We start from the raw sequence: 19,535 nt of genomic DNA, 5'->3' as shown, positions 1-19,535 counted from the left end.
CGCCTAGCTCTCCGGAACGATGGCGGCCACCGAACCTCTCGCGCCCGGCGCGCTTGTCGACGGCTTCGGGCGGGCGATCCGCTATCTGCGCGTCTCCGTCACCGATCGCTGCGATCTGCGCTGCCGCTATTGCATGGCCGAACGGATGACCTTCATGCCGCGCAGCAAAGTGCTCGCGCTGGAGGAAATCGCGATCATCGCCGAACGCTTCATCGCGCGTGGCGTGCGCAAGATTCGCCTGTCCGGCGGCGAGCCGCTGGTGCGGCGCGACGTGATGGAACTGGTCCACCGGCTCGGCGCGCATGTCGGGCACGGGCTGGACGAACTCACGATGACCACCAATGGCACGCGGCTGGCCGATCATGCCCCCGCACTGTTTGGCGCGGGCATCCGGCGCATCAACGTCAGCCTCGACAGCCGCGATCCCGATCGTTTCCGTTTCATCACCCGTCACGGCGATGTGGCGCAGGTGCTCGGCGGGATCGCGACGGCGCGGGCCGCTGGGCTCAAGGTGAAAATCAACATGGTCGCGCTGAAGAACCTGAACGAGCACGAGATTCCGGCCATGCTCGACTGGTGCGTGAGCGAAGGGCTGGATCTCACGCTGATCGAAACCATGCCGCTCGGCACGATCGACGAAGATCGTACTGACCGTTTTCTCCCGCTCACCCAGGTGTTCGATCAGCTTTCGGCCGTTCATGCGCTCGTCCGCGACATGCAGGGCACGGGCGGCCCCGCGCGTTACTGGCGCGTCGCGGGGAGCGATACGCGGCTTGGGCTGATCTCTCCGCTCACCGCCAATTTCTGCGATGGATGCAACCGCGTGCGCCTGACGACCGATGGACGGCTCTATTCCTGCCTTGGGCACGACGATCAGGCGAACCTGAAGGGCGCATTGCGCAGCGGCGGCGTCGTGGCGCTCGACTCCGCGATCGACGCGGCGATTGCCACCAAGCCACGTCGCCACGATTTCAATATAGCGCCCGGCGCGACCCCGGCGGTTTCGCGCCACATGAGCGTGACCGGCGGATGACGAGCTATCCCCGGCGGGCGCTGGTCGCCTCGCCCACCGCCACCGCGCAGGCCGCCCGCGCCGAACTGTTCGACGCTTGGGACTGGTGCCCGGTCGAGGAAGCCGATCTGGTCATCGCATTGGGTGGCGACGGCTTCATGCTCCAAACACTGCATCTGATGCTGGAGGCTCGCCGCCCCCCGCCCCCTGTATTCGGCATGAATCTGGGCACGGTCGGCTTCCTGATGAACGAATGGCGGCGCCACGGCCTCGATGATCGGCTCGATCGCGCGCGCGCCTTCAAGGTCACCCCGCTGATGATGACCGCCACCGGCATTGATGGCCGCATCCACACGCTGCCCGCGATCAACGAAGTGTCGTTGCTGCGCGAAACCCGGCAGACCGCCAAGATAGAGGTGACGGTGAACGACCGCATCGTGCTGGACGAACTGGCGTGTGACGGCATCCTTGTCGCCACGCCAGCCGGATCAACCGCGTATAATCTCTCGGCGCATGGCCCGATCCTGCCGCTCGGCTCCGCGCTGCTGGCGCTCACCCCGATCAGCGCATTTCGCCCGCGGCGCTGGCGCGGCGCGATTCTGCCCGAGCGTGCGCGCATCTCGCTGCGCATCCTCGATCCGGATAAGCGCCCCGTCTCGGCGGTGGCCGATCAACGCGAAATTCGCGATGTCGCGCAGGTGGATATCGCAATGGATCGCGCGCGCGAACTGACCCTGTTGTTCGATCCCGAACATGCGCTGGATGACCGGATTACGATGGAACAGTTCATCGCGTGAAAATCGTGACGAATGTGGGGTTGCATCTAAAAATTGGGCGGGTATAGACGCGCCTCCCGCACGGCATTCCCTGATAGCTCAGCGGTAGAGCTCTCGACTGTTAATCGAGCGGCCGTAGGTTCGAATCCTACTCAGGGAGCCACCGTGCGGGTTTCATCGCATCGCTGATAAGCAATGCCGCGCGGCAAACATCGCGCGCGATCACATCGCACTTGCCACCGCCAGCACCGCGACGCATCCCTTCCGCCATCACAAATGGGGGAATCACTATGCGCCTTCTCGCAGCCGTTCTTCTTGCGACGGTCGCCGTGCCCGCGCTGGCGCAAACGCAGCCAGATGCGAAATCCGCTGACGCGCCGACGCGCGCCTTCACCGGCAGCGATCTGTTCCAATTGTCCATCGCCGCCGATCCGCAGATCAGCCCTGACGGGCGCAACATCATTTACGTCCGCCGATCCGGCGACGTGATGACGGATCGGATGCAATCATCCCTGTGGCTGATCGACGTTGCGACCGGACGGCAGACGCCTTTCGCGGCCAGCGGCTCCAGCCCGCGCTGGTCACCGGACGGCACCCGAATCGCCTATGTCGCGTCCGACGGGACGAATCCACAATTGTTCGTCCGCTGGCTTGGCAATGACGCAGCGACACGCGTGACCGCGCTGCCGAACGATCCGAACTCGCTGGCCTGGTCAGCCGATGGCCGCCGCCTCGCCTATATCGCGACGGTGGCGGGCGAGCCGACGACGCTCGGCAGGGCGCCAGCCAAGCCCGCGGGCGCGAAATGGGCGGAGCCGCTGGAGGTGATTGATCGCATCACCTATCGCGCGGACGGCGGCGGCTATATCAAGCCCGGCCACGATCATCTTTTCATCGTCTCCGCCGATGGCGGCGGCGCGCGTCAACTCACGTTCGGCGGGTTCGACGACAATGGCCCGCTTTCGTGGAGCCCGGACGGTCGCACCATCCTGTTCTCCGCGATCCGCACGCCAGATGCCGAGCGTCAGGTGAAGAACAGCGAGGTCATTTCCGTCGACACCACGAGCGGCGAATTGCGCACCCTCACCTCGCGCGACGGGCCGGATGACGCGCCGCGCTTCTCGCCCGATGGCTCGAAGATTGCGTGGCTCGGGTTCGACGATCATCGCCGCAGCTACGAGAATGTGCAGCTTTACGTTGGCGGGCGCGCAGCGGAAAGCCCGCGCTCGCTCACCCCGGCGCTCGATCGCTCGATCGAGGATGCCGTGTGGGCGGCGGACGGCAACAGCATCTACGCCAGCTATGACGATCACGGGAAACGCAAGGTGGCGCGGATCGCGCTCGACGGTCGCGCCTCAACCATCGTCGACAATGTCGCGGGCGGCGGGATCGACCGCCCCTATACCGGCGGCAATTTCTCCGTCTCCCGCAACGGCATTGTCGCTTATACCGGCGGCGATGCGAACGCCCCGGCGGACGTGTGGGTTTCTTCGGGCGGCAAGGCGCGGCGGCTCACCAGCCTCAACGCCAATCTGCTCGAAGCCAAGGCGCTGGCGCCGGTGCGCAAGATCGCCGTCACCGCGCCCGACGGTCGCGCGATCGACGCCTGGCTCGCCACCCCGCCGGGGCGGCAGCCAGGCCAGAAGCTGCCGCTGATCCTGGAGATTCACGGCGGCCCGAACAGCGCCTATGGCCCCAGCTTCTCCACCGACGTGCAGCTTTACGCCGCCGCCGGCTATGCCGTGCTGTGGACCAATCCGCGTGGATCGACCTCTTATGGCGCGGAATTCGCCAATCTGATCGACAAGAATTATCCCAGCCAGGATTATGACGACCTCATCGCCTCGGTCGACGCGGCGATCGCCGACGGGACGGCGGACCCGGACAATCTGTTCGTCACCGGCGGATCGGGCGGCGGCGTGCTCACGGCGTGGATCGTCGGCAAGACCGATCGCTTCAAGGCAGCGGCGACCCAGAAGCCGGTTATCAACTGGGCAAGCGAGGCGCTGACCATGGACGCCACATTGTTCACCTCGCGCTATTGGTTCAGCAAGCTGCCGTGGGAAGATCCGATGAGCTATTGGAAGCGTTCCCCGCTCAGCCTCGTCGGCAATGTGAAGACGCCGACGCTGGTGGTGGTCGGCAGCGAAGATTATCGCACGCCCGTCAGCGAAAGTGAGCAATATTATGCCGCGCTCCAGATCCAGGGCGTGCCCACCGCACTGGTGAAGGTGCCTGGTGCCAGCCACGGCGGCTTCACCGCGCGCCCCTCGCAGAGCGCCGCCAAGGCCTCCGCGATCATCGCCTGGTTCGATCGGTATCGCGCGAACCCGGCAAAGAAACGCGCCGAGTAACGCGGGAAGAAGCGCGCCGCGCGCCGATGTGAATATCGGTGCGCGGCGCCAGGCGCGCGCAATGATCCAGTCAGCGGCAATTGCGGTTCCCGCGAACCCACGCTAAGGGGCGCGTCCGCAACAGATGCTGGGGCGTCGCCAAGCGGTAAGGCAACGGTTTTTGGTACCGTCATACGCAGGTTCGAATCCTGCCGCCCCAGCCAGTCGGAAATCCCGAAACGCGATTCGATCGTCCGGCCCGGCTTTCGCCAAATGCTCGCTGATTCAATCGAATGCACGGAACCACAGAGCCGATGCCGCGACGTGTCGGCGAGATCATCCGCCGCCCGGCCACCCGTCACCACGCCGCCTACACCCGCTTATATTCGTCGTCGGACGACATCCGCCCCGGCCGTTGGCTGCGCGGACCGGATTTGCCGCCGATTGCACATGCTGAAGATTCCCGAATCAGGAATCTTATCGCGAGTGCATCGCAATAGCCGTTGCCCAATGCCCCATCGCCACGCTAGAGGGCGATCGGTGACCAGTCCGACATCCCCCTCCCCCGCGCTTCGTGCGCAGCGCCGCCGCTGGCGACACTGGTGGCTGAAGCAGCTCCACACTTGGCATTGGGTGAGCGCGGCGCTGTCCCTGATCGGGATGCTGCTGTTCGCGATCACCGGCATCACGCTGAACCATGCCGCGACGATCAGCGCCTCGCCCGTTGTCGCCCAGCGTTCCGGCGAACTGCCCGCCCCGTTGCGTGCCCATCTCGCCCGCCCCCATGCCGATGCGGCGCCCCTGCCCGCTGCGGTCGCGACGGCGGTGGAGAATGCGGTCGGCCTCGATCCGGCGGGGCGAGCTGGCGAATGGTCCGACGGGGAGGTCTATGTCGCGATGCCACGTCCCGGTGGCGACGCTTGGGTGAGCATTGATCGCGGGACCGGAAAAATCACCGCGGAAATAACCAGCCGGGGGTGGGTCTCCTATCTCAACGATCTCCACAAGGGCCGCAATGCGGGCAGCGCGTGGTTCTGGTTCATCGACATTTTCGCGGTCGCCTGCATCCTGTTCACGCTCACCGGCCTGTTGCTGTTGCAACTCCACGCGCGGCATCGCCCCTCGACCTGGCCTCTGGTCGCGGCGGGGCTCGCGATCCCGGCGCTGATCGCCATTCTGTTGATTCATTGAGAGGATTTTCGATGCGTCCAACCCTGATGCTTACCCTTGGCGGCGTGATCGCGGCGCCCGCCAGCGCGGGCACGATCACCGTCACGGTGCCGCGCCTCACCGTCGCGGAATATCATCGCCCCTATGTCGCGGTGTGGCTGGAGCCCGCCGCTGGCGGCCCGGCGCGCACGCTCGCGGTGTGGTATGATGTGAAGAAGGGCGGCAATGAACCGGGCACGAAATGGCTGTCCGATCTGCGCGCCTGGTGGCGCAAGGGCGGGCGCAGCCTGACCATGCCGGCGAATGGCGTGAGCGGCGCGACCCGCGCGCCCGGCCAGTATCAGATTCCGCTGCCCACCGATCTCAAGCCCGGCGCCTACGTGCTGAACGTGGAGGCCGCGCGCGAAACGGGCGGTCGTGAAATCGTGACCGTGCCGCTGACGGTGCCAGGCGCGAAGGGCCGTGCAAGCGGCAGCCACGAGCTTGGCGCGATCGAGGTTCGTTGACCGTTCAGCGATGATTTTTCTGGGAGGATGATATGAAACGCCTGACCACCCGTCTGTTCGCCGCCGCCGCATTGCTCTCGGTGCCGGCGGGGCTTTCCGCCCATCGCATGTGGCTGCTGCCCTCGGGCACGGTTTTTTCCGGCACCGATAGCTGGGTGACGGTGGACAGCGCCGTTTCGAACGATCTGTTCTATGCCGATCACCAGCCGGGCCGTCTGGAACAGATGAAGGTGTGGCAACCCGATGGCGCCGCCGGCGAGATCCAGAACGGCTCGACCGGGCACTATCGCTCAGTGTTCGACGTAAAGCTCGACAAGCCGGGCACGTGGAAGATCGGCAGCGAAATGATCGGCTTCTCCGGCACCTTCAAGGCGAACGGCGTGGAGCAGCGCATCGGTCGTCGCGGGCCGCCGCAGCCCGGCGCACCCGCGCCGCTGACGATCGCGGACATCCCGGCGAACGCAACCGATGTGAAGCTAACCGAAACCCTCAGCCGCAACGAGATTTTCGTGACGGCGGGGGAACCGACGACAATCGTGTTCAAGCCGACCGGCAAGGGCCTTGAGTTCGCGCCGATCACCCATCCCGACGAACTGGTCGCCGGCGAACCGGCGCGGTTCCGCTTCCTGATCGACGGCAAGCCCGCACCGGGCCTGAAGCTGACGGTGATCCCCGGCGGCAAACGCTATCGCAACGCCGAGGGCGCGGTGGAGGTGACCACCGGCAGCGACGGTGTGGCGACGGTCAACTGGCCAACCGCCGGCATGTACTGGCTTAACGCCACCGCCACCGATGCCAGGCCGAGCAACCCAAAGGCCACCGAGCGCCGCATGAGCTACACCACCACCGTCGAGGTGATGACCCCCTGACCAGCGCCACGCGCATCGCGCTGCCCGCGGCGATCGACCCTGCCGTTCTCGCGGGGCATGATCGCGCCGCGCCCATCGTAACGCTGGAAGGCGAAACGATGGGCACGCGCTGGCGCGTCCTCGCCGCTTTGCCTGGCGGCAACGATATCGCAATGATCGAACGCGCGATCACGGCGCGGCTCGCTGGGCTTGTCGCCGAAATGAGCCATTGGGACGAAGGCTCGCTGCTCAGCCGCTTCAATCGCGCTTCCGCCGGCGCGTGGATCGCGCTCCCACCCGATTTCGCGACCGTGATGGCGCGCGCCTTGGCACTTGCCGGGATAACCGACGGCGCATTCGATCCCGCCATCGGCAGGCTGGTGGATTTGTGGGGCTTCGGCCCACCGGGTGCGCAACCAATGCCGGACGCCGCCTCGATCGCGGCGGCACGGGCGCAATCGGGCTGGCGGCGGCTGACGTGGGACGGCGCGGCGCGGCGTCTGCACCAGCCCGGCGGCATCGCGCTCGATCTGTCCGGCATCGCCAAGGGCTATGCGGTCGATGCGGTGGCGAACCTGCTGGCAACGCACGGTTTGCGCCATGCGCTTGTCGAGATCGGCGGTGAATTGGCCGGGCGCGGCATTCGCCCGGATGGGGAGCCGTGGTGGGTCGAACTGGAGAACCCGCCCAGCGCCGCGCTCGCCCCGCTGCGCATCGCGCTCCATGGCCTCGGCGTCGCGACATCGGGGCGCTATGTGCGCGGCGATCACAATCTCGATCCGCGTACCGGCTGCCCGCCCGCGAATGACGTGATCGCCGCGAGCGTCATCGCCGCCACCGCGATCGAGGCGGATGCCTGGGCGAGCGCGCTGGCCGTGATGGGTGGCGAAGCGGGGATCGCGCTGGCGGATCGCCACGGCATCGCCGCGCGCTTCGTCTGCGGCGGCGAAGGGCGTATCGAGGAACGGCTGAGCGAAAAGATGCGCGAGATGATCGCCGACTGACGCACCAACACCGCAAATATTACCGGCCTCGGACGCGCGACGCCATCCGCTTCATCCGGCGATGTTCTTCGCCGCGCCGCCCCATCCGCCGCCAAGCGCGCGCATCAGGCCCACCTGCGCCTGCCCGCGACGCGTCTCCAGCGATATCGCCTGCTGGCGGAGCGTGAGAGCGGTGGTCTGCGCGGTGACGACATCGAGATAGGTCGCCGCCCCCTTCACATAACGGTTGAGCGCGATGCGCTGCGCCTGCTCGGCATCGTCCGCCGCTTTGTCCTCGTTCCGCTGAGCGGCACCGAGCCGGTCGAGCAGGGCCAGTTGGTCCTCCACATCCTGAAACGCCTGGAGCACCAGCGCGCGATACCGCGCGGTCGCCTCCGCCCAGTTCGCGTTTGCTTCGGCGAGCCTCGCATGTCGCCGCCCGCCCTCGAACAGATTGAGGATCGCGCCCGGCCCGATCGACCAGAACAGGTTCGGCGCGGAAATCAGCCCGGCAAGCGCGGTGCTCTGGAAGCCGCCAGCCCCGCCCAGCATGATCGACGGGAAGAACGCCGCCTTCGCCACGCCGATCCCGGCATTGGCGGCGGCTACCTCCCGTTCGGCGGCGGCGACATCGGGCCGGCGTTCCAGCAACGTGGAAGGCAGGCCCGGCGGGATCGCGGCAATCCTGAAGCGGGTGTCGGCGGGGGCAAGCGTGAAATCGGATGCCGGCGTGCCGGTCAGGCTGGCGATCGCATGTTCGGTCAGCGCGCGCGCCGATCGCAGTTCCTCAACCTCGGCGCGCGCGCCTTCCAGCAGCGAGCCAGCCCGCGCGGTATCCACCCCGGAGGCGATCCCGCCCCTGAAGCGGCGCTCGACCAGCGCGTCCGCCTGCCGGAAACCGTCGACCGACTGGGCGAGCAGCGTAAGCTGGCGATCCTGCCCGCGCAGCCGCACATAATCGAACGCGAGTTGCGCCTGAAGGCTGAGCCGCGCGGCGGCCAGCATATCGCCGCTCGCCTCCATCTCCGCCTTGCCCGCGGCCACCGAACCGCGCACCCGGCCCCACAGATCGGGATCGAAAGAGATCGCGCCGCCCACCGTATCCGCGCCATAGAAATCCGGCTGGTTCGATCCGCGCAGCGGGCGATGTTCCGACTGGCGGTTGCTTGTCAGATTCGTGCTTAGCCCGATTTGCGGCATCAGCCCCGATTTCGCTTCACGCAGTTCAGCCCGCGCCCGATCGTAACGCGCCAGCGCGATCGCCAGCGTCGGGTTGCCGGTGGCAACGCGCTCCTCCAATTTATCCAGCTGCGGATCGCCGAGCAGCGTCCACCATTGCGCCGGCAGCGCGATGGCAGGGTCAGCGGCCTTCCACGTCGCATCCTCTTTGAAATGCGCCGGGGCAGGCAGCGTTGGCGGGTGATAGGCGGGCGCCATCGAGCAGCCGCCGACCACGCACGCCAGCGCCGCGAATGCGACCGAACCGACCCCACGCCTAGCCATGCGCCCCGCCTCCGACGCGCACCAATTCGCCCTCCGCCAGCGAATCCGGCGGATTATCGACGATCCGCTCACCCGCATGGAGACCGGCGAGGATTTGCACCGTCTGCCCCTTGTCCAGCCCGATCTGGACATGACGCAGCCTGACGCGCTGGTTCGCGTCGAGCGTCGCCACCTCGCTCCCACCAGCGCGGAACAGCAGCACACTGGAGGGCACCTCGACCCCGCCACCCTGCCCCGGCACATTGAGCGACACCTGCGCGAAGCCGCCGGGCTTCAGCAGATCGCCCGGATTATCGGCCTGCAACTCGATCTGGAATGCGCCCGTCTGCGCATCGACCGCGCCCGAAGCGCCGGTAACGCGCGCGGGGAAGCGGCGTCCGGGAAATGCCGGAACCGCGAGCGTGGCCGACATGCCCGGATGGACCGCCGCCGAATCGGCCTGCGGCACGCTCACATAGATGCGAATGCGGCGTGTATCGGCGATGGCGAACATCGGTTGCTGGCTGCCCCCGCTGCCGGGGCCGACGAGATCCCCGATATCCAGATTGCGCGCGGTGACGACGCCGGCGAACGGCGCGCGCACCACCGCGAACGACTTCATCGCTTCCAGCCGCCCGAGCGCCGCCTGTGCCTCGCGCACCGCGGCGATCTTCACCGCAAGATCGCCGTTCTTCTCATCCGCCTCCTGCTTCGAGACGGATGCGGTGGTGAGCAGATCGTTCCAACGCGCCGCCGTGCTGCGCGCCAGGCCCGCATGGGCCTTCGCGCTCGCCAGCGCGGCGCGTGCCTCGACGATCTGCTGATCCAGTTCCGGCGTGTCGATCGTGCCAAGTGGCGCGCCGGCGGCGACCGTCGCGCCGATATCCTGTGTCCAGCCACGCACATAGCCGCTGACCCGCGCATAGAGCCTGGCCGCGTTCCACGCCTGCATCGTGCCGGGCAGGTCGAGCGTATCGGAAGCCGCGCCGCCCTTTGCCGCGATCAGATGAACGGTGGGAATGGATTGCGCATCGGAAACCCTGGTCGCGGCATCGACATCGTGCGAGCGCGTCAACACGCCCGCGCCCACCACCGCCGCGGAGAGCAGGGCAGCGACGATGCCCGCCGTCTTCAGCCCGCGCGGGGCGGCTGCGCTCGCGGCGTCAGGCATGGATCGGATCTCCAATGGAATCTTGTTGCTGAAGGATCGTATCGCCCGCGTCCGCCGTCCGCCCGCGACCATGGACGATCGCGAAGACGACCGGCACGAATACCAGCGTGGCGATGGTGGCGCAGATCAGCCCGCCGACCACCGCGCGGCCAAGCGGGGCGTTCTGCTCGCCCCCCTCGCCCAGCCCCAGCGCCATCGGGGCCATGCCGATAATCATCGCGAGCGCGGTCATCAGCACCGGGCGGAAGCGCGTGGCCCCCGCCTCGATCGCGGCGCGAAACGCATCGCCGCTCGCGGCCAGCCGCTCGCGGGCGAAACTCACCACCAATACGCTGTTGGCGGTCGCCACGCCCATGCACATGATCGCGCCGGTCAGCGCCGGCACGGATAGCGGCGTGTGCGTTGCGAACAGCATCCATACGATGCCCGCAAGCGCGGCGGGCAGCGCGGTCACGATCACGAACGGATCAAGCCAGCTCTGGAAATTGACGACGATCAGCAGGTAGATCAGCACGATCGCCCCAGCTAGGCCGATCAGCAACCCGGTGAAGGCGGCGTTCATCGTCTCCACCTGCCCGCGCAGCGCCACCGTCGCGCCCTTCGGGGCCGCGCCATGAGTTTCCTTCAGCACCTTCTGGATATCGCCCGCCACCGCGCCGAGATCGCGGCCCTGCGTCGTCGCATAGATATCGAACACCGGCTGCACCGCATAATGCGACACCACCGCCGCCGCCGCCTCGCGATGCAGCGTGCCGAGTGCGCGGAGCATCTGGAACGCGCCCGGCTTCGCGCCGGATATCGGCAGATTGTCCAGTTCCGACAGGCTGTCCGTGCGATATTGCGGCGCCTGCACGACGATCGGATAGGAGACGCCGTTCCTGGGATTGAGCCAGAAGGTCGGCGCGATCTGGAAGCTGCCGGCAAGATCGACAGACAGGTTGCGGGTCACGTCATTCTCGGTGATCCCCACGCGATCGGCCTGCGCGCGATCGACGTTGAAGCCGAGTTCGGGGTAATTTTCCGCCTGCTGCACGCGCACATCCGCGATGCCGGGGATGCGTTTCAGTCGCGCCGCAAGTTGCCGGGCATAGCGCTCCCCGCCCTTCGTATCCGGCCCAGCGATCTGCACGTCGATCGGGGCCGGCGCGCCGAAGTTCAGAATTTGCGTAACGATATCGGCGGGCAGGAAGGAGAAGGTCGATCCCGGAAAGGCGCTCGCCAGCACCGGGCGCAACTTGCGGACATAACGCGCGGTCGGCGAATGCCCTTCCTTCAACGAGATCAGGATATCGCCGTCCTGCGGGCCGACGCCGCCAGTATTGGAGTAAGCGCGGTTGATGCCGCTGACCGGCAGGCCGATATTGTCGACGATCGCGCCAAGCTGATCGGGCGGCACGACCTGGCGGATGCGATCCTCGATATGATCGAAAAGCGCCGCCGTCTCCTCCAGCCGCGTGCCGACCGGCGCGCGGACATGGAGGTTGATCTGCCCTGAATCGACCGCCGGGAAGAAATTCCGCCCGAGCATGGGCACGAGCGCGAACGACAGCAGCACGACGCCAAGAAAGCCGATCACGAACGGCTTGCGGCGCGCCAGCGCGAGTTCCAGCACCGCCAGATACCAGGTCCGCGCCTGCTCGAACCGCGCCTCGAACCGATGCTGGAAACGCCGCAGCGGATTGCGCGTGTCAGGGCGCCCCGCCTGTGCGTCATGCGTCGCCATCACTTGTGCCGTGTGCGGCGTGGCATGATCGCGCAGCAGGTAATTGCCCATCGTCGGCACGAGCGTGCGCGAAAGGATGAACGACGCGATCATCGCGAACACCACCGCCATCGCCATCGGCGCGAACAGGAAACCCGCGACGCCGGGCAGGAAGAACATCGGCAGAAAGGCGATGCAGATGCACAGCAGCGAAACGAATGCCGGCCCCACGATCTGCTGCGCGCCATCGAGGATCGACTGGCGCACCGGCTTGCCCTGCTCCAGATGCCAGTTGATGTTCTCGATCGTCACCGTCGCATCATCGACAAGGATGCCGACGGCGAGCGCGAGGCCGCCCAGGGTCATGATATTCAGCGTCTGCCCCGCCGCCGCCAGCCCGGCGATCGCGGCGAGGATGGCAAGCGGGATCGAGGTTGCGATAATCACGGTCGAGCGCCACGAGCCGAGGAACAGCAGGATCATCAGGCTGGTCAGCGCGGCGGCGATCATCCCCTCGCGCACCACGCCCGATACCGCCGCCTTCACGAACAGCGATTGATCCGCCAACAGATTGATGTGGAGCGACGGCGGCAATGTCTCACGCAGCTTCGGCAGCAGCGCCTTCACCTGATCGACGATCGCGATGGTCGAGGCGGAGCCGCTTTTCAGCACCGTCATCAGCACCGCGCGCGCGCCATCGACGCGCACCACGTTGCGCTGCGGCGGCGATCCGTCACGAACATGCGCGACATCGCCGATCGTCACGGTCGCGCCATCCACCGTCCTGATCGGCAGGCGATTGAGATCGTCGATCACCGACGGGCTGTTGTTGAGCTTCAGATTATATTCGTACTGGCCGATCTTGGCGGTGCCGGCGGGGACGATCTGGTTCTGGGCCGCCAGCGCCGCGGCCACGTCCGTCGCCGACAGGCGGTGCGCCGCCAGCGCCGCCGGATCAATATCTATCTGAATCTGCCGTTCCTTGCCGCCATAGGGCGACGGGATCGCGGAGCCTTGCACCGAGGCGAGCGAGGGCCGGATGAAATTCTGCCCGAGATCGAAGATCTTCTGTTCGGACAGCCCCTTGCCCGACAGCGCGAGTTGCAGGATCGGCACGGTCGAAGCGTTATAGTTCAGCACCAGCGGCGGCGTGATGCCCGGCGGCATCTGCTTGAGCACGGTCTGCGACGCCGCCGTCACCTGCGCGGTGGCGGTGCGGATATCGACGCCGGGGCGGAAGAATATCTTCACCACGCCAATCCCGGCGAGCGACTGGCTTTCGATATGATCGATATCGTTAACGGTCGAGGAAAGCGAGCGTTCGTAATAATATACGACCCGGCCCGCCATGTCCTCCGGCGGCAGCCCGCGATAGGTCCATACCGCCGCGATCACCGGGATTTTGATATCGGGGAAGATATCGGTCGGCGTGCGCAACGCCGCCGCGCCGCCGAACAGCAAGATCAGGATGGCGAGAACAACGAACGTATAAGGTTTGCTGAGCGCGATCTTGACGAGCTGTAGCATAGGCTTCCCGGTGGCCGGCAATATTTGTCGATGGCGCCACCGGCTGAGGGGGGATGCGGCGACGCCATCGACGCGGCGGCCTAATCCCGCCGCGCGCGCCAATTGGCGAGTGAAATGAATTTCACCTCGCGCGGGGCGGCGGATCCATCGGGCGGATACGCGCGATCAGCCCCGGTCGCGCGTCGAACAGATCGAGGCGCAGGCCATGCAGGCCGAGGATCGCGGAAACCACGCTCAGCCCCAATCCCGATCCGGGTGCGCTCGCGCTGTTGCTGCCGCGATGGAAACGCCGCAGCACCGCCTCGCGCTCATCGGCGGGGATGCCCGGCCCGTCATCGCGCACATCGAGATACCCGGCGCCGCCCTGCGTGGCGGAGACGATAACATGCCCGCCCGCGCGCCCGAATTTGATCGCGTTGTCCACAAGGTTGCTGATCGCCTCGAACAACAGTTTCTCGTCGCCGTGGATCGGCAGCGGCATACAGTCGATCGCAAGCGCGACGCCGCTTTCCTCCGCCAGTGGCTCGTAAAGTTCGCCGACCCGCGCCGCGATCGCGCCAAGATCGACCGGCGCGAAGCCGGCGTGGCGATGCCCCGCCTCCAGCTCCGAAATGCGCAGCAGCGCGGCGAATCGCTCCAGCACGGTGTCGAGATCGTCAACCGCCGCGCCAAGCCGCTCGCGATGGTCCGCCGGCAGGATCGCGTCCAGCGCGATGCGATGCAGGCCTGCGCGCACGCGGGTCAGCGGCGTGCGCAGATCATGGGCGATCGCGTCCGTCACCCCTTTCACCTGCGCGATCGTCCGCGCGACATCCTCGACCATCGCATTCACCGTATCCGCGAACAGATCGAGTTCGTCGTGGCGCCCGGCGATCGGCATTCGCGCGCCCAGATCGCCAGCCGCGATCGCCCGGCTCGCCGCCTGAAGATCGCGCACGCGCCGCAACGGCCCGATGCTGAGGCCAACCGCCGTCAGGCCAACCCCCAGCACGATCGCAAGCCCGCTCCACACCAGAATTTCCAGCATCCGCAGCCGCAGGTCGCGAATCTGGCTGATATCGCGGCCGACAAGCAACGTCTCGCCGTTCGGCGTGCGCCTGGCGAGCAGCCGTATGGCGCCGATCCCCTCGCCTGCATCCTCAACGTCAACCGGGCGATCGTATTTCAGCGATGGCGGGGCGGTGAGCAGACCAGCGATCCGCTCGCCGTCGCTGCCGATCAGCCCGAAATAGTTGAGGCCGGGTTCGTCGCGCGCGCTCTCCAGCCTGACGCGATCAGGGAGGGCCGGTGCCGGGGTTGCCAGCACCCGCGCCGCGATATCGGCGAGGATGCGATCGCTGCGGCTCGTCAGTTCCGTCGCGGTCAACAGATAGATCGTGCCGAGCAGCAGCACGATCCCCACCGCGAAGGTCGCGCCCAGCAACGCGGTCAGGCGGAAGGCGCTGGTGCGGCGGATATCCGCGAAGCGCAGCCGGTCAGCCAGCATCGAGCCGATAGCCCTCGCCCTTCACGGTCGCGATCGCGGATGGCGCGCCGGGCCGATCGAGCTTCTTGCGCAGCCGCGCGATATGCACGTTGATGAGGTTCGCGCCCGGATCGAAATAATAGCCCCAGACCTGCTCGAAGATGATGCGGCGGCTCACCGTCTCTCCCCGGTTGCGCATCAGAAATTCAAGCAGCCGGAATTCCATGTGCAGCAACCGCACCGGCACGCCCGCGACGTTCACGGTGCGGCGGGCAAGGTTCAGCTCGATATCGCCCGCGCGCAGCACCATCACGTCCGCGCGCTCGCGATGACGGCGGATCAGCACCTCCACGCGCATCGCCATCTCATTGGGGGCAAAGGGTTTGACGAGATAATCGTCGCCGCCCGCGCGCAGCCCCGCGATCCGCTCGTCGACATCGCTCAGCGCGCTAATCATCAGCACCGGTACGGCGACACGGCGTTTCCGCAGGATGCCCACGACCTCCAGCCCCTCCATGCCGGGAAGCATACGATCGAGCGTGATCGCATCGAAGCTTTCGCGGGTCGCGCGTTCCAGCCCGGTCGCACCGTTATCGACGGTGACAACATCATGCCCGTGCGCCACCAGTTCCGCCGCGATTTCGCGCGCGGTGCTGTCGTCGTCCTCGATCACCAGAATGCGGGCCATCGCCTTACGATAGCCCGCGTGCCGCCGGTTAGACCAGCCGGCTCTGCTTCAGCGCGGCTTCGATGAAGCTCGCGAACAGGGGGTGCGGATCGAACGGCTTGGATTTCAGCTCGGGGTGGAACTGGACGCCGACGAACCACGGATGATCGGGCCGCTCGACGATTTCGGGCAGCGTGCCATCCGGCGACATGCCGGAGAAAACGAGCCCGCCCTGCTCCATCGCGTCGCGATAGGCGGTGTTCACCTCATAGCGATGGCGATGCCGCTCGCTGATCGTCGTCGCGCCATAGATCGAGGCGACGCGGCTGTTGCCGCTCAGCGACGCCTCATAGGCGCCAAGTCGCATCGTGCCGCCGAGATCGCCGGTCGATTCGCGCTTTTCCAGGCCATCGCGGCCCATCCATTCGGTGATGAGGCCGACCACCGGCTCATCCGTCGGGCCGAATTCGGTCGAGGACGCATCCGGGATGCCGCCCAGATCGCGCACGCCCTCGATACAGGCCATCTGCATCCCGAAGCAGATGCCGAAATAGGGAATTTCACGCTCGCGGGCGAAGCGGACGCTGGCGATCTTGCCCTCCGCGCCACGCTCCCCGAACGCGCCGGGAACGAGGATCGCGTTGCATGGCTCAAGGTGCGCGGCGATTTCGGTGTCGTCGCCTTCGAACAATTCTGCGTCGATCCAGCGGATGTTGACCTTCACCCGATTCGCGATCCCGCCATGGACCAGCGCCTCGTTGAGCGATTTATACGCATCCTGAAGGCCGACATATTTGCCGACCACACCGATCGTCACTTCGCCTTCCGGATTGGTCAGGCGATCGACGATTTCGGACCAGCGCGACAGATCGGGCGGCGAGGAAGGCGTGATGCCGAAAGCGCGCAGCACCTCCGAATCGAGCCCCTCGGCATGATATTGCAGCGGCACCGCATAGATGCTCTTGGCGTCCAGCGCGGGGATGACGGCGGATTCGGGCACGTTGCAGAACAGCGCGATCTTGGCGCGCTCGCCCGCCGGCAACGGCTGTTCGCAGCGGCAGACCAGCACGTCCGGCTGCACGCCGAGCGCCGCCAGTTCGCGCACCGAATGCTGCGTCGGCTTGGTCTTCAGCTCGCCCGCCGCCGCGATATAGGGCACGAGCGTCACATGGATCGAGATCGCATTGCCGCGACCGACCTCGTTCTTGAGCTGGCGAATCGATTCGATGAACGGCAGCGACTCGATGTCGCCCACGGTGCCGCCGATCTCGCACAGCACGAAATCGAGATCGTCCGTCTCCGCTCTCGCGAAATCCTTGATCGCATCGGTGACGTGCGGGATCACCTGCACCGTCGCGCCCAGATAGTCGCCGCGCCGCTCGCGCTGGATGATCTGGCTGTAGATCCGGCCCGAGGTGATATTGTCGCTCTGCCGCGCCGCAACCCCGGTAAACCGCTCGTAATGCCCAAGATCGAGGTCGGTTTCCGCCCCGTCGTCGGTCACATAGACCTCGCCGTGCTGATAGGGGCTCATCGTCCCCGGATCGACGTTGAGATAGGGATCGAACTTGCGGATGCGCACGCGATAGCCGCGCGCCTGAAGCAACGCGGCAAGCGATGCCGCCATGAGACCCTTGCCGAGCGAGGAGACCACGCCGCCGGTGATGAAGATGAACCGCGCCATGGGAGTAAACGCTTACCCTCGAACCAATGAAAACGACAAGCGCCTGCAACCGCGCAGGCGCGAAGAAATCCGCACTAACCCTAAAATCAGCGCGCGAGCGGCACGCCATTGTCCGGCGCCGGCGGTGCCTGCTCCTGCGGCACAGTTGCCGCCGGCGGGCCTTGCGGTGCCTGTTGCGTCACCGGCGCGCGTTGCAAAGACGTATCGACCGTGGAGGAACGATGCGTCGCCGCCACCACAGCCAGAACGATCGACAGCACGACGAACAACGTGGCGAGCACCGCGGTCGCGCGGGTCAGGAAATCCGCAGCACCACGGGCGGACATCAGGCCGGCTGGGCTGCCGCCAGTCGTGAGCCCCCCTCCTTCCGATCGCTGCATCAGGATCACCGTCACCAGCGCGGCGGCGATAATAGCGTGAACGACAAGGAGAAAGGTGAACATCTGGATTCCGGAAAAAACGGCCCTCGGGCTGACCGCGGGGCACATAGGCGAGCGCACCGGCAACATCAACCGTCGGCAATTCGATACACCCCTGAAACCAGCGGCGCACTCCGGCGTTTAAGCGGCATGGAAATGTCCGCCCAGCCCCCTGCGTATCGGATTGTCCCTGTGCCGAGTTTTTCCAAACGTGCATTGAGTTCGTGGATGAACACATTGGTGGACTATGTGCGATCCGGCGAACCGGATCTCACCAATCGCCAGATGGCGCTGCTCCTGGTGGTTTATATCAACCCCGGCCCCCATACGGTGCGCGGGCTGGCGCAAAATCTGAATGTCTCCAAGCCGGTTGTCACGCGCGCCTTGAATAGACTGGGCGCGCTCGGCTATCTGCGCCGCCAGCGCGACGACAGCGACAAGCGCAATATCTTTGTCGCGCAGACATCCGAAGGGGCAAATTTTCTTGAGGAGTTCGGCCAACTCATCGGCGACGCAAGGCGATCACCCGTCCGAACAGCGGGACGCGCCCAGGACGTTCGCATTGACCGGGCGCTCGCGCCCGCTCGATCCGCGGACTAACGCGGTACGACCGGATATCGCCGATGTCCGCCTCGCCGCCTATGTTTTCGCGCCACATTATGCCGCCGCCGTCGCCCGAACCGTTTCGACGGAGGCGACGTTGCGCGCGGGCCGCCCGGTCGATTCCGAAACACTCGCGACACTGGCCGCGGGCGAGCCGTTCGAGCTGCTCGACGTGACCGGGGGCGACGGCTGGGGAATCGCGACGCGGCACGGCCTCGTAGGGTATCTCGATGCGAGCATTCTGGGGCAACCGGAATGACCGCCAGTGTTTTCATTGATGGCGCGGTCGGCACCACGGGGCTTGAGATTCGCGAGCGGCTCGAAGGGCGCGACGGTCTTTCGCTCGTCATCCTCGATGAGGCGCGGCGCAAGGATCGCGCGGCGCGGCGCGAGGCATTGAACGACGCCGATTTCGTGATTCTCTGCCTGCCCGACGATGCCGCGCGCGAAGCGGTGGCGCTGATCGACAACCCGCGCACGCGCGTTATCGACGCATCAAGCGCGCATCGCGTGGCGGCTGGGTGGACCTATGGCTTCCCCGAACTCGGCTTCGACGTGGCGAATGCCCGGCTGGTCTCCAATCCGGGCTGCTGGCCGAGCGGATTTCTCGCGCTCGTCGCGCCACTGGTGCGCGCCGGGCTGATCCCCGCTGACTGGCCGCTGATCTATTCCGGTGCCTCGGGCTACTCCGGGGGTGGAAAGGCGATGATCGCCGAGTTCGAAAGCGGGGCCGCCGCCACCGCTTATCGCGCTTACGGGCTCAGCCTCGCGCACAAGCATCTGCCGGAAATGCGCGATCATGCCGGGCTTGCCGCCGCGCCGGTGTTCCTGCCCGCCGTCGCCGCCGTCCATCGCGGAATGCTTGGCGAGGTGGCGCTGCCGCTCGCCGCGATCCCCGGCTCGCCGTCGCTCGACGCGATCCGTGACACGCTCACGGCGGCCTATGCGCATGGCGGCGTGATCCGCGTCGCGCCGCCTTCGAACGAATCGCTGATCCGCATCGAGGAAGATGCCGGCACCGACCGCATGACGCTCCACGTTTTCGGCAACGCCGCCAGCGGCCATGCACGCCTGATCGCCACCTATGACAATCTCGGCAAGGGCGCGTCGGGCGCCGCGGTGCAGAGCCTGAACCTGATGGCCGGACTGGACCCGCTCGCCGGCCTGACCCTCTGATCCGTCCGGAG

At 66.5% G+C, this 19,535-nt stretch carries 19 protein-coding genes and 2 tRNA genes; 13 read left to right on the top strand and 8 right to left on the bottom strand.

Going from position 1 to position 19,535, the window contains the following annotated elements; translation table 11 throughout:
• Window positions 1-19: 19 nt before the first annotated feature.
• The 8 genes from moaA to Q0316_RS03835 all read left to right on the top strand — a co-directional run bounded on the left by moaA (window position 20) and on the right by Q0316_RS03835 (window position 6,666).
• Window positions 20-1,033: a GTP 3',8-cyclase MoaA gene (gene moaA / locus Q0316_RS03870; RefSeq protein ID WP_298669939.1), complete on the top strand. Its 1,014-nt coding sequence runs from the start codon at window positions 20-22 to the stop codon at window positions 1,031-1,033.
• Window positions 1,030-1,809: an NAD kinase gene (locus Q0316_RS03865; protein ID WP_298669937.1), complete on the top strand. Its 780-nt coding sequence runs from the start codon at window positions 1,030-1,032 to the stop codon at window positions 1,807-1,809. The genes moaA and Q0316_RS03865 overlap by 4 nt, the downstream gene beginning before the upstream one ends.
• Before the next feature lie 67 nt (window positions 1,810-1,876).
• A tRNA-Asn gene (locus Q0316_RS03860) sits at window positions 1,877-1,951 on the top strand.
• 127 nt (window positions 1,952-2,078) lie between these two features.
• The gene (locus Q0316_RS03855; RefSeq protein ID WP_298669936.1) at window positions 2,079-4,142 is read left to right on the top strand and encodes a S9 family peptidase; all 2,064 of its coding nucleotides are present in this window, start codon (window positions 2,079-2,081) and stop codon (window positions 4,140-4,142) included.
• Between the two features lie 128 nt (window positions 4,143-4,270).
• Window positions 4,271-4,345: transfer RNA gene (locus Q0316_RS03850), tRNA-Gln, on the top strand.
• Window positions 4,346-4,661: 316 nt separating this feature from the next.
• Window positions 4,662-5,312 (top strand): PepSY-associated TM helix domain-containing protein, encoded by a 651-nt coding sequence (locus Q0316_RS03845; protein ID WP_298669934.1) that lies wholly within the window; start codon window positions 4,662-4,664, stop codon window positions 5,310-5,312.
• 11 nt (window positions 5,313-5,323) lie between these two features.
• The gene (locus Q0316_RS03840) at window positions 5,324-5,797 is read left to right on the top strand and encodes a DUF2271 domain-containing protein (protein ID WP_298669932.1); all 474 of its coding nucleotides are present in this window, start codon (window positions 5,324-5,326) and stop codon (window positions 5,795-5,797) included.
• A gap of 32 nt (window positions 5,798-5,829) precedes the next feature.
• Window positions 5,830-6,666, top strand: coding sequence for a DUF4198 domain-containing protein (locus Q0316_RS03835; protein ID WP_298669930.1), 837 nt, complete (start codon window positions 5,830-5,832; stop codon window positions 6,664-6,666).
• On the opposite strand, the gene Q0316_RS03830 is transcribed toward Q0316_RS03835, so the two are convergent.
• Window positions 6,633-6,875 carry a hypothetical protein gene (locus Q0316_RS03830; RefSeq protein ID WP_298670199.1) on the bottom strand — a complete coding sequence of 81 codons (243 nt, stop codon included), beginning with the start codon at window positions 6,873-6,875 and terminating at the stop codon, window positions 6,633-6,635. The genes Q0316_RS03835 and Q0316_RS03830 overlap by 34 nt on opposite strands.
• Between Q0316_RS03830 and Q0316_RS03825 the strand changes: the two genes are divergently transcribed.
• Complete coding sequence (locus Q0316_RS03825) at window positions 6,765-7,649, top strand: FAD:protein FMN transferase (protein ID WP_298669928.1); 885 nt, start codon at window positions 6,765-6,767, stop codon at window positions 7,647-7,649. The genes Q0316_RS03830 and Q0316_RS03825 overlap by 111 nt on opposite strands.
• Window positions 7,650-7,700: 51 nt before the next feature.
• Here the strand turns inward: Q0316_RS03825 and Q0316_RS03820 are convergent, their stop codons facing one another.
• From Q0316_RS03820 to secG, 7 genes are all read right to left on the bottom strand, one after another.
• Window positions 7,701-9,131, bottom strand: coding sequence for an efflux transporter outer membrane subunit (locus Q0316_RS03820; protein ID WP_298669926.1), 1,431 nt, complete (start codon window positions 9,129-9,131; stop codon window positions 7,701-7,703).
• Window positions 9,124-10,281 carry an efflux RND transporter periplasmic adaptor subunit gene (locus Q0316_RS03815; protein WP_298669924.1) on the bottom strand — a complete coding sequence of 386 codons (1,158 nt, stop codon included), beginning with the start codon at window positions 10,279-10,281 and terminating at the stop codon, window positions 9,124-9,126. The genes Q0316_RS03820 and Q0316_RS03815 overlap by 8 nt, the downstream gene beginning before the upstream one ends.
• Window positions 10,274-13,510: an efflux RND transporter permease subunit gene (locus tag Q0316_RS03810; protein ID WP_298669922.1), complete on the bottom strand. Its 3,237-nt coding sequence runs from the start codon at window positions 13,508-13,510 to the stop codon at window positions 10,274-10,276. The genes Q0316_RS03815 and Q0316_RS03810 overlap by 8 nt, the downstream gene beginning before the upstream one ends.
• Before the next feature lie 121 nt (window positions 13,511-13,631).
• Window positions 13,632-14,996, bottom strand: a complete 1,365-nt coding sequence (locus tag Q0316_RS03805) for a HAMP domain-containing sensor histidine kinase (protein ID WP_298669920.1) — start codon at window positions 14,994-14,996, stop codon at window positions 13,632-13,634.
• Window positions 14,986-15,663, bottom strand: coding sequence for a response regulator transcription factor (locus Q0316_RS03800; protein ID WP_298669918.1), 678 nt, complete (start codon window positions 15,661-15,663; stop codon window positions 14,986-14,988). The genes Q0316_RS03805 and Q0316_RS03800 overlap by 11 nt, the downstream gene beginning before the upstream one ends.
• Before the next feature lie 28 nt (window positions 15,664-15,691).
• Window positions 15,692-17,326, bottom strand: a complete 1,635-nt coding sequence (locus tag Q0316_RS03795; protein ID WP_298669916.1) for a CTP synthase — start codon at window positions 17,324-17,326, stop codon at window positions 15,692-15,694.
• Between the two features lie 86 nt (window positions 17,327-17,412).
• Entirely contained in the window at window positions 17,413-17,769 is a 357-nt protein-coding gene (secG, locus tag Q0316_RS03790; RefSeq protein ID WP_298669914.1) for a preprotein translocase subunit SecG, read from the bottom strand.
• On the opposite strand from secG, the gene Q0316_RS03785 reads away from it, so the two are divergent.
• From Q0316_RS03785 to argC, 4 genes are all read left to right on the top strand, one after another.
• Entirely contained in the window at window positions 17,762-17,890 is a 129-nt protein-coding gene (locus Q0316_RS03785; protein ID WP_298669912.1) for a hypothetical protein, read from the top strand. The genes secG and Q0316_RS03785 overlap by 8 nt on opposite strands.
• A gap of 83 nt (window positions 17,891-17,973) precedes the next feature.
• Entirely contained in the window at window positions 17,974-18,345 is a 372-nt protein-coding gene (locus Q0316_RS03780) for a MarR family transcriptional regulator (protein WP_298669910.1), read from the top strand.
• A complete protein-coding gene (locus Q0316_RS03775) occupies window positions 18,308-18,607 on the top strand; it encodes an SH3 domain-containing protein (protein ID WP_298669908.1) in 300 nt (99 codons plus the stop codon). Before Q0316_RS03780 ends, Q0316_RS03775 begins: the two co-directional genes overlap by 38 nt.
• Window positions 18,604-19,524, top strand: a complete 921-nt coding sequence (gene argC / locus Q0316_RS03770) for an N-acetyl-gamma-glutamyl-phosphate reductase (RefSeq protein ID WP_298669906.1) — start codon at window positions 18,604-18,606, stop codon at window positions 19,522-19,524. The genes Q0316_RS03775 and argC overlap by 4 nt, the downstream gene beginning before the upstream one ends.
• Window positions 19,525-19,535 lie beyond the last annotated feature (11 nt).

The sequence above is a fragment of the uncultured Sphingomonas sp. genome, assembly GCF_937871615.1.
In the GTDB taxonomy this organism is placed as follows: domain Bacteria; phylum Pseudomonadota; class Alphaproteobacteria; order Sphingomonadales; family Sphingomonadaceae; genus Sphingomonas.
The sequence above is the reverse complement of the archived record's forward strand: the minus strand, read 5'-3'. Positions and strand labels throughout refer to the sequence as shown.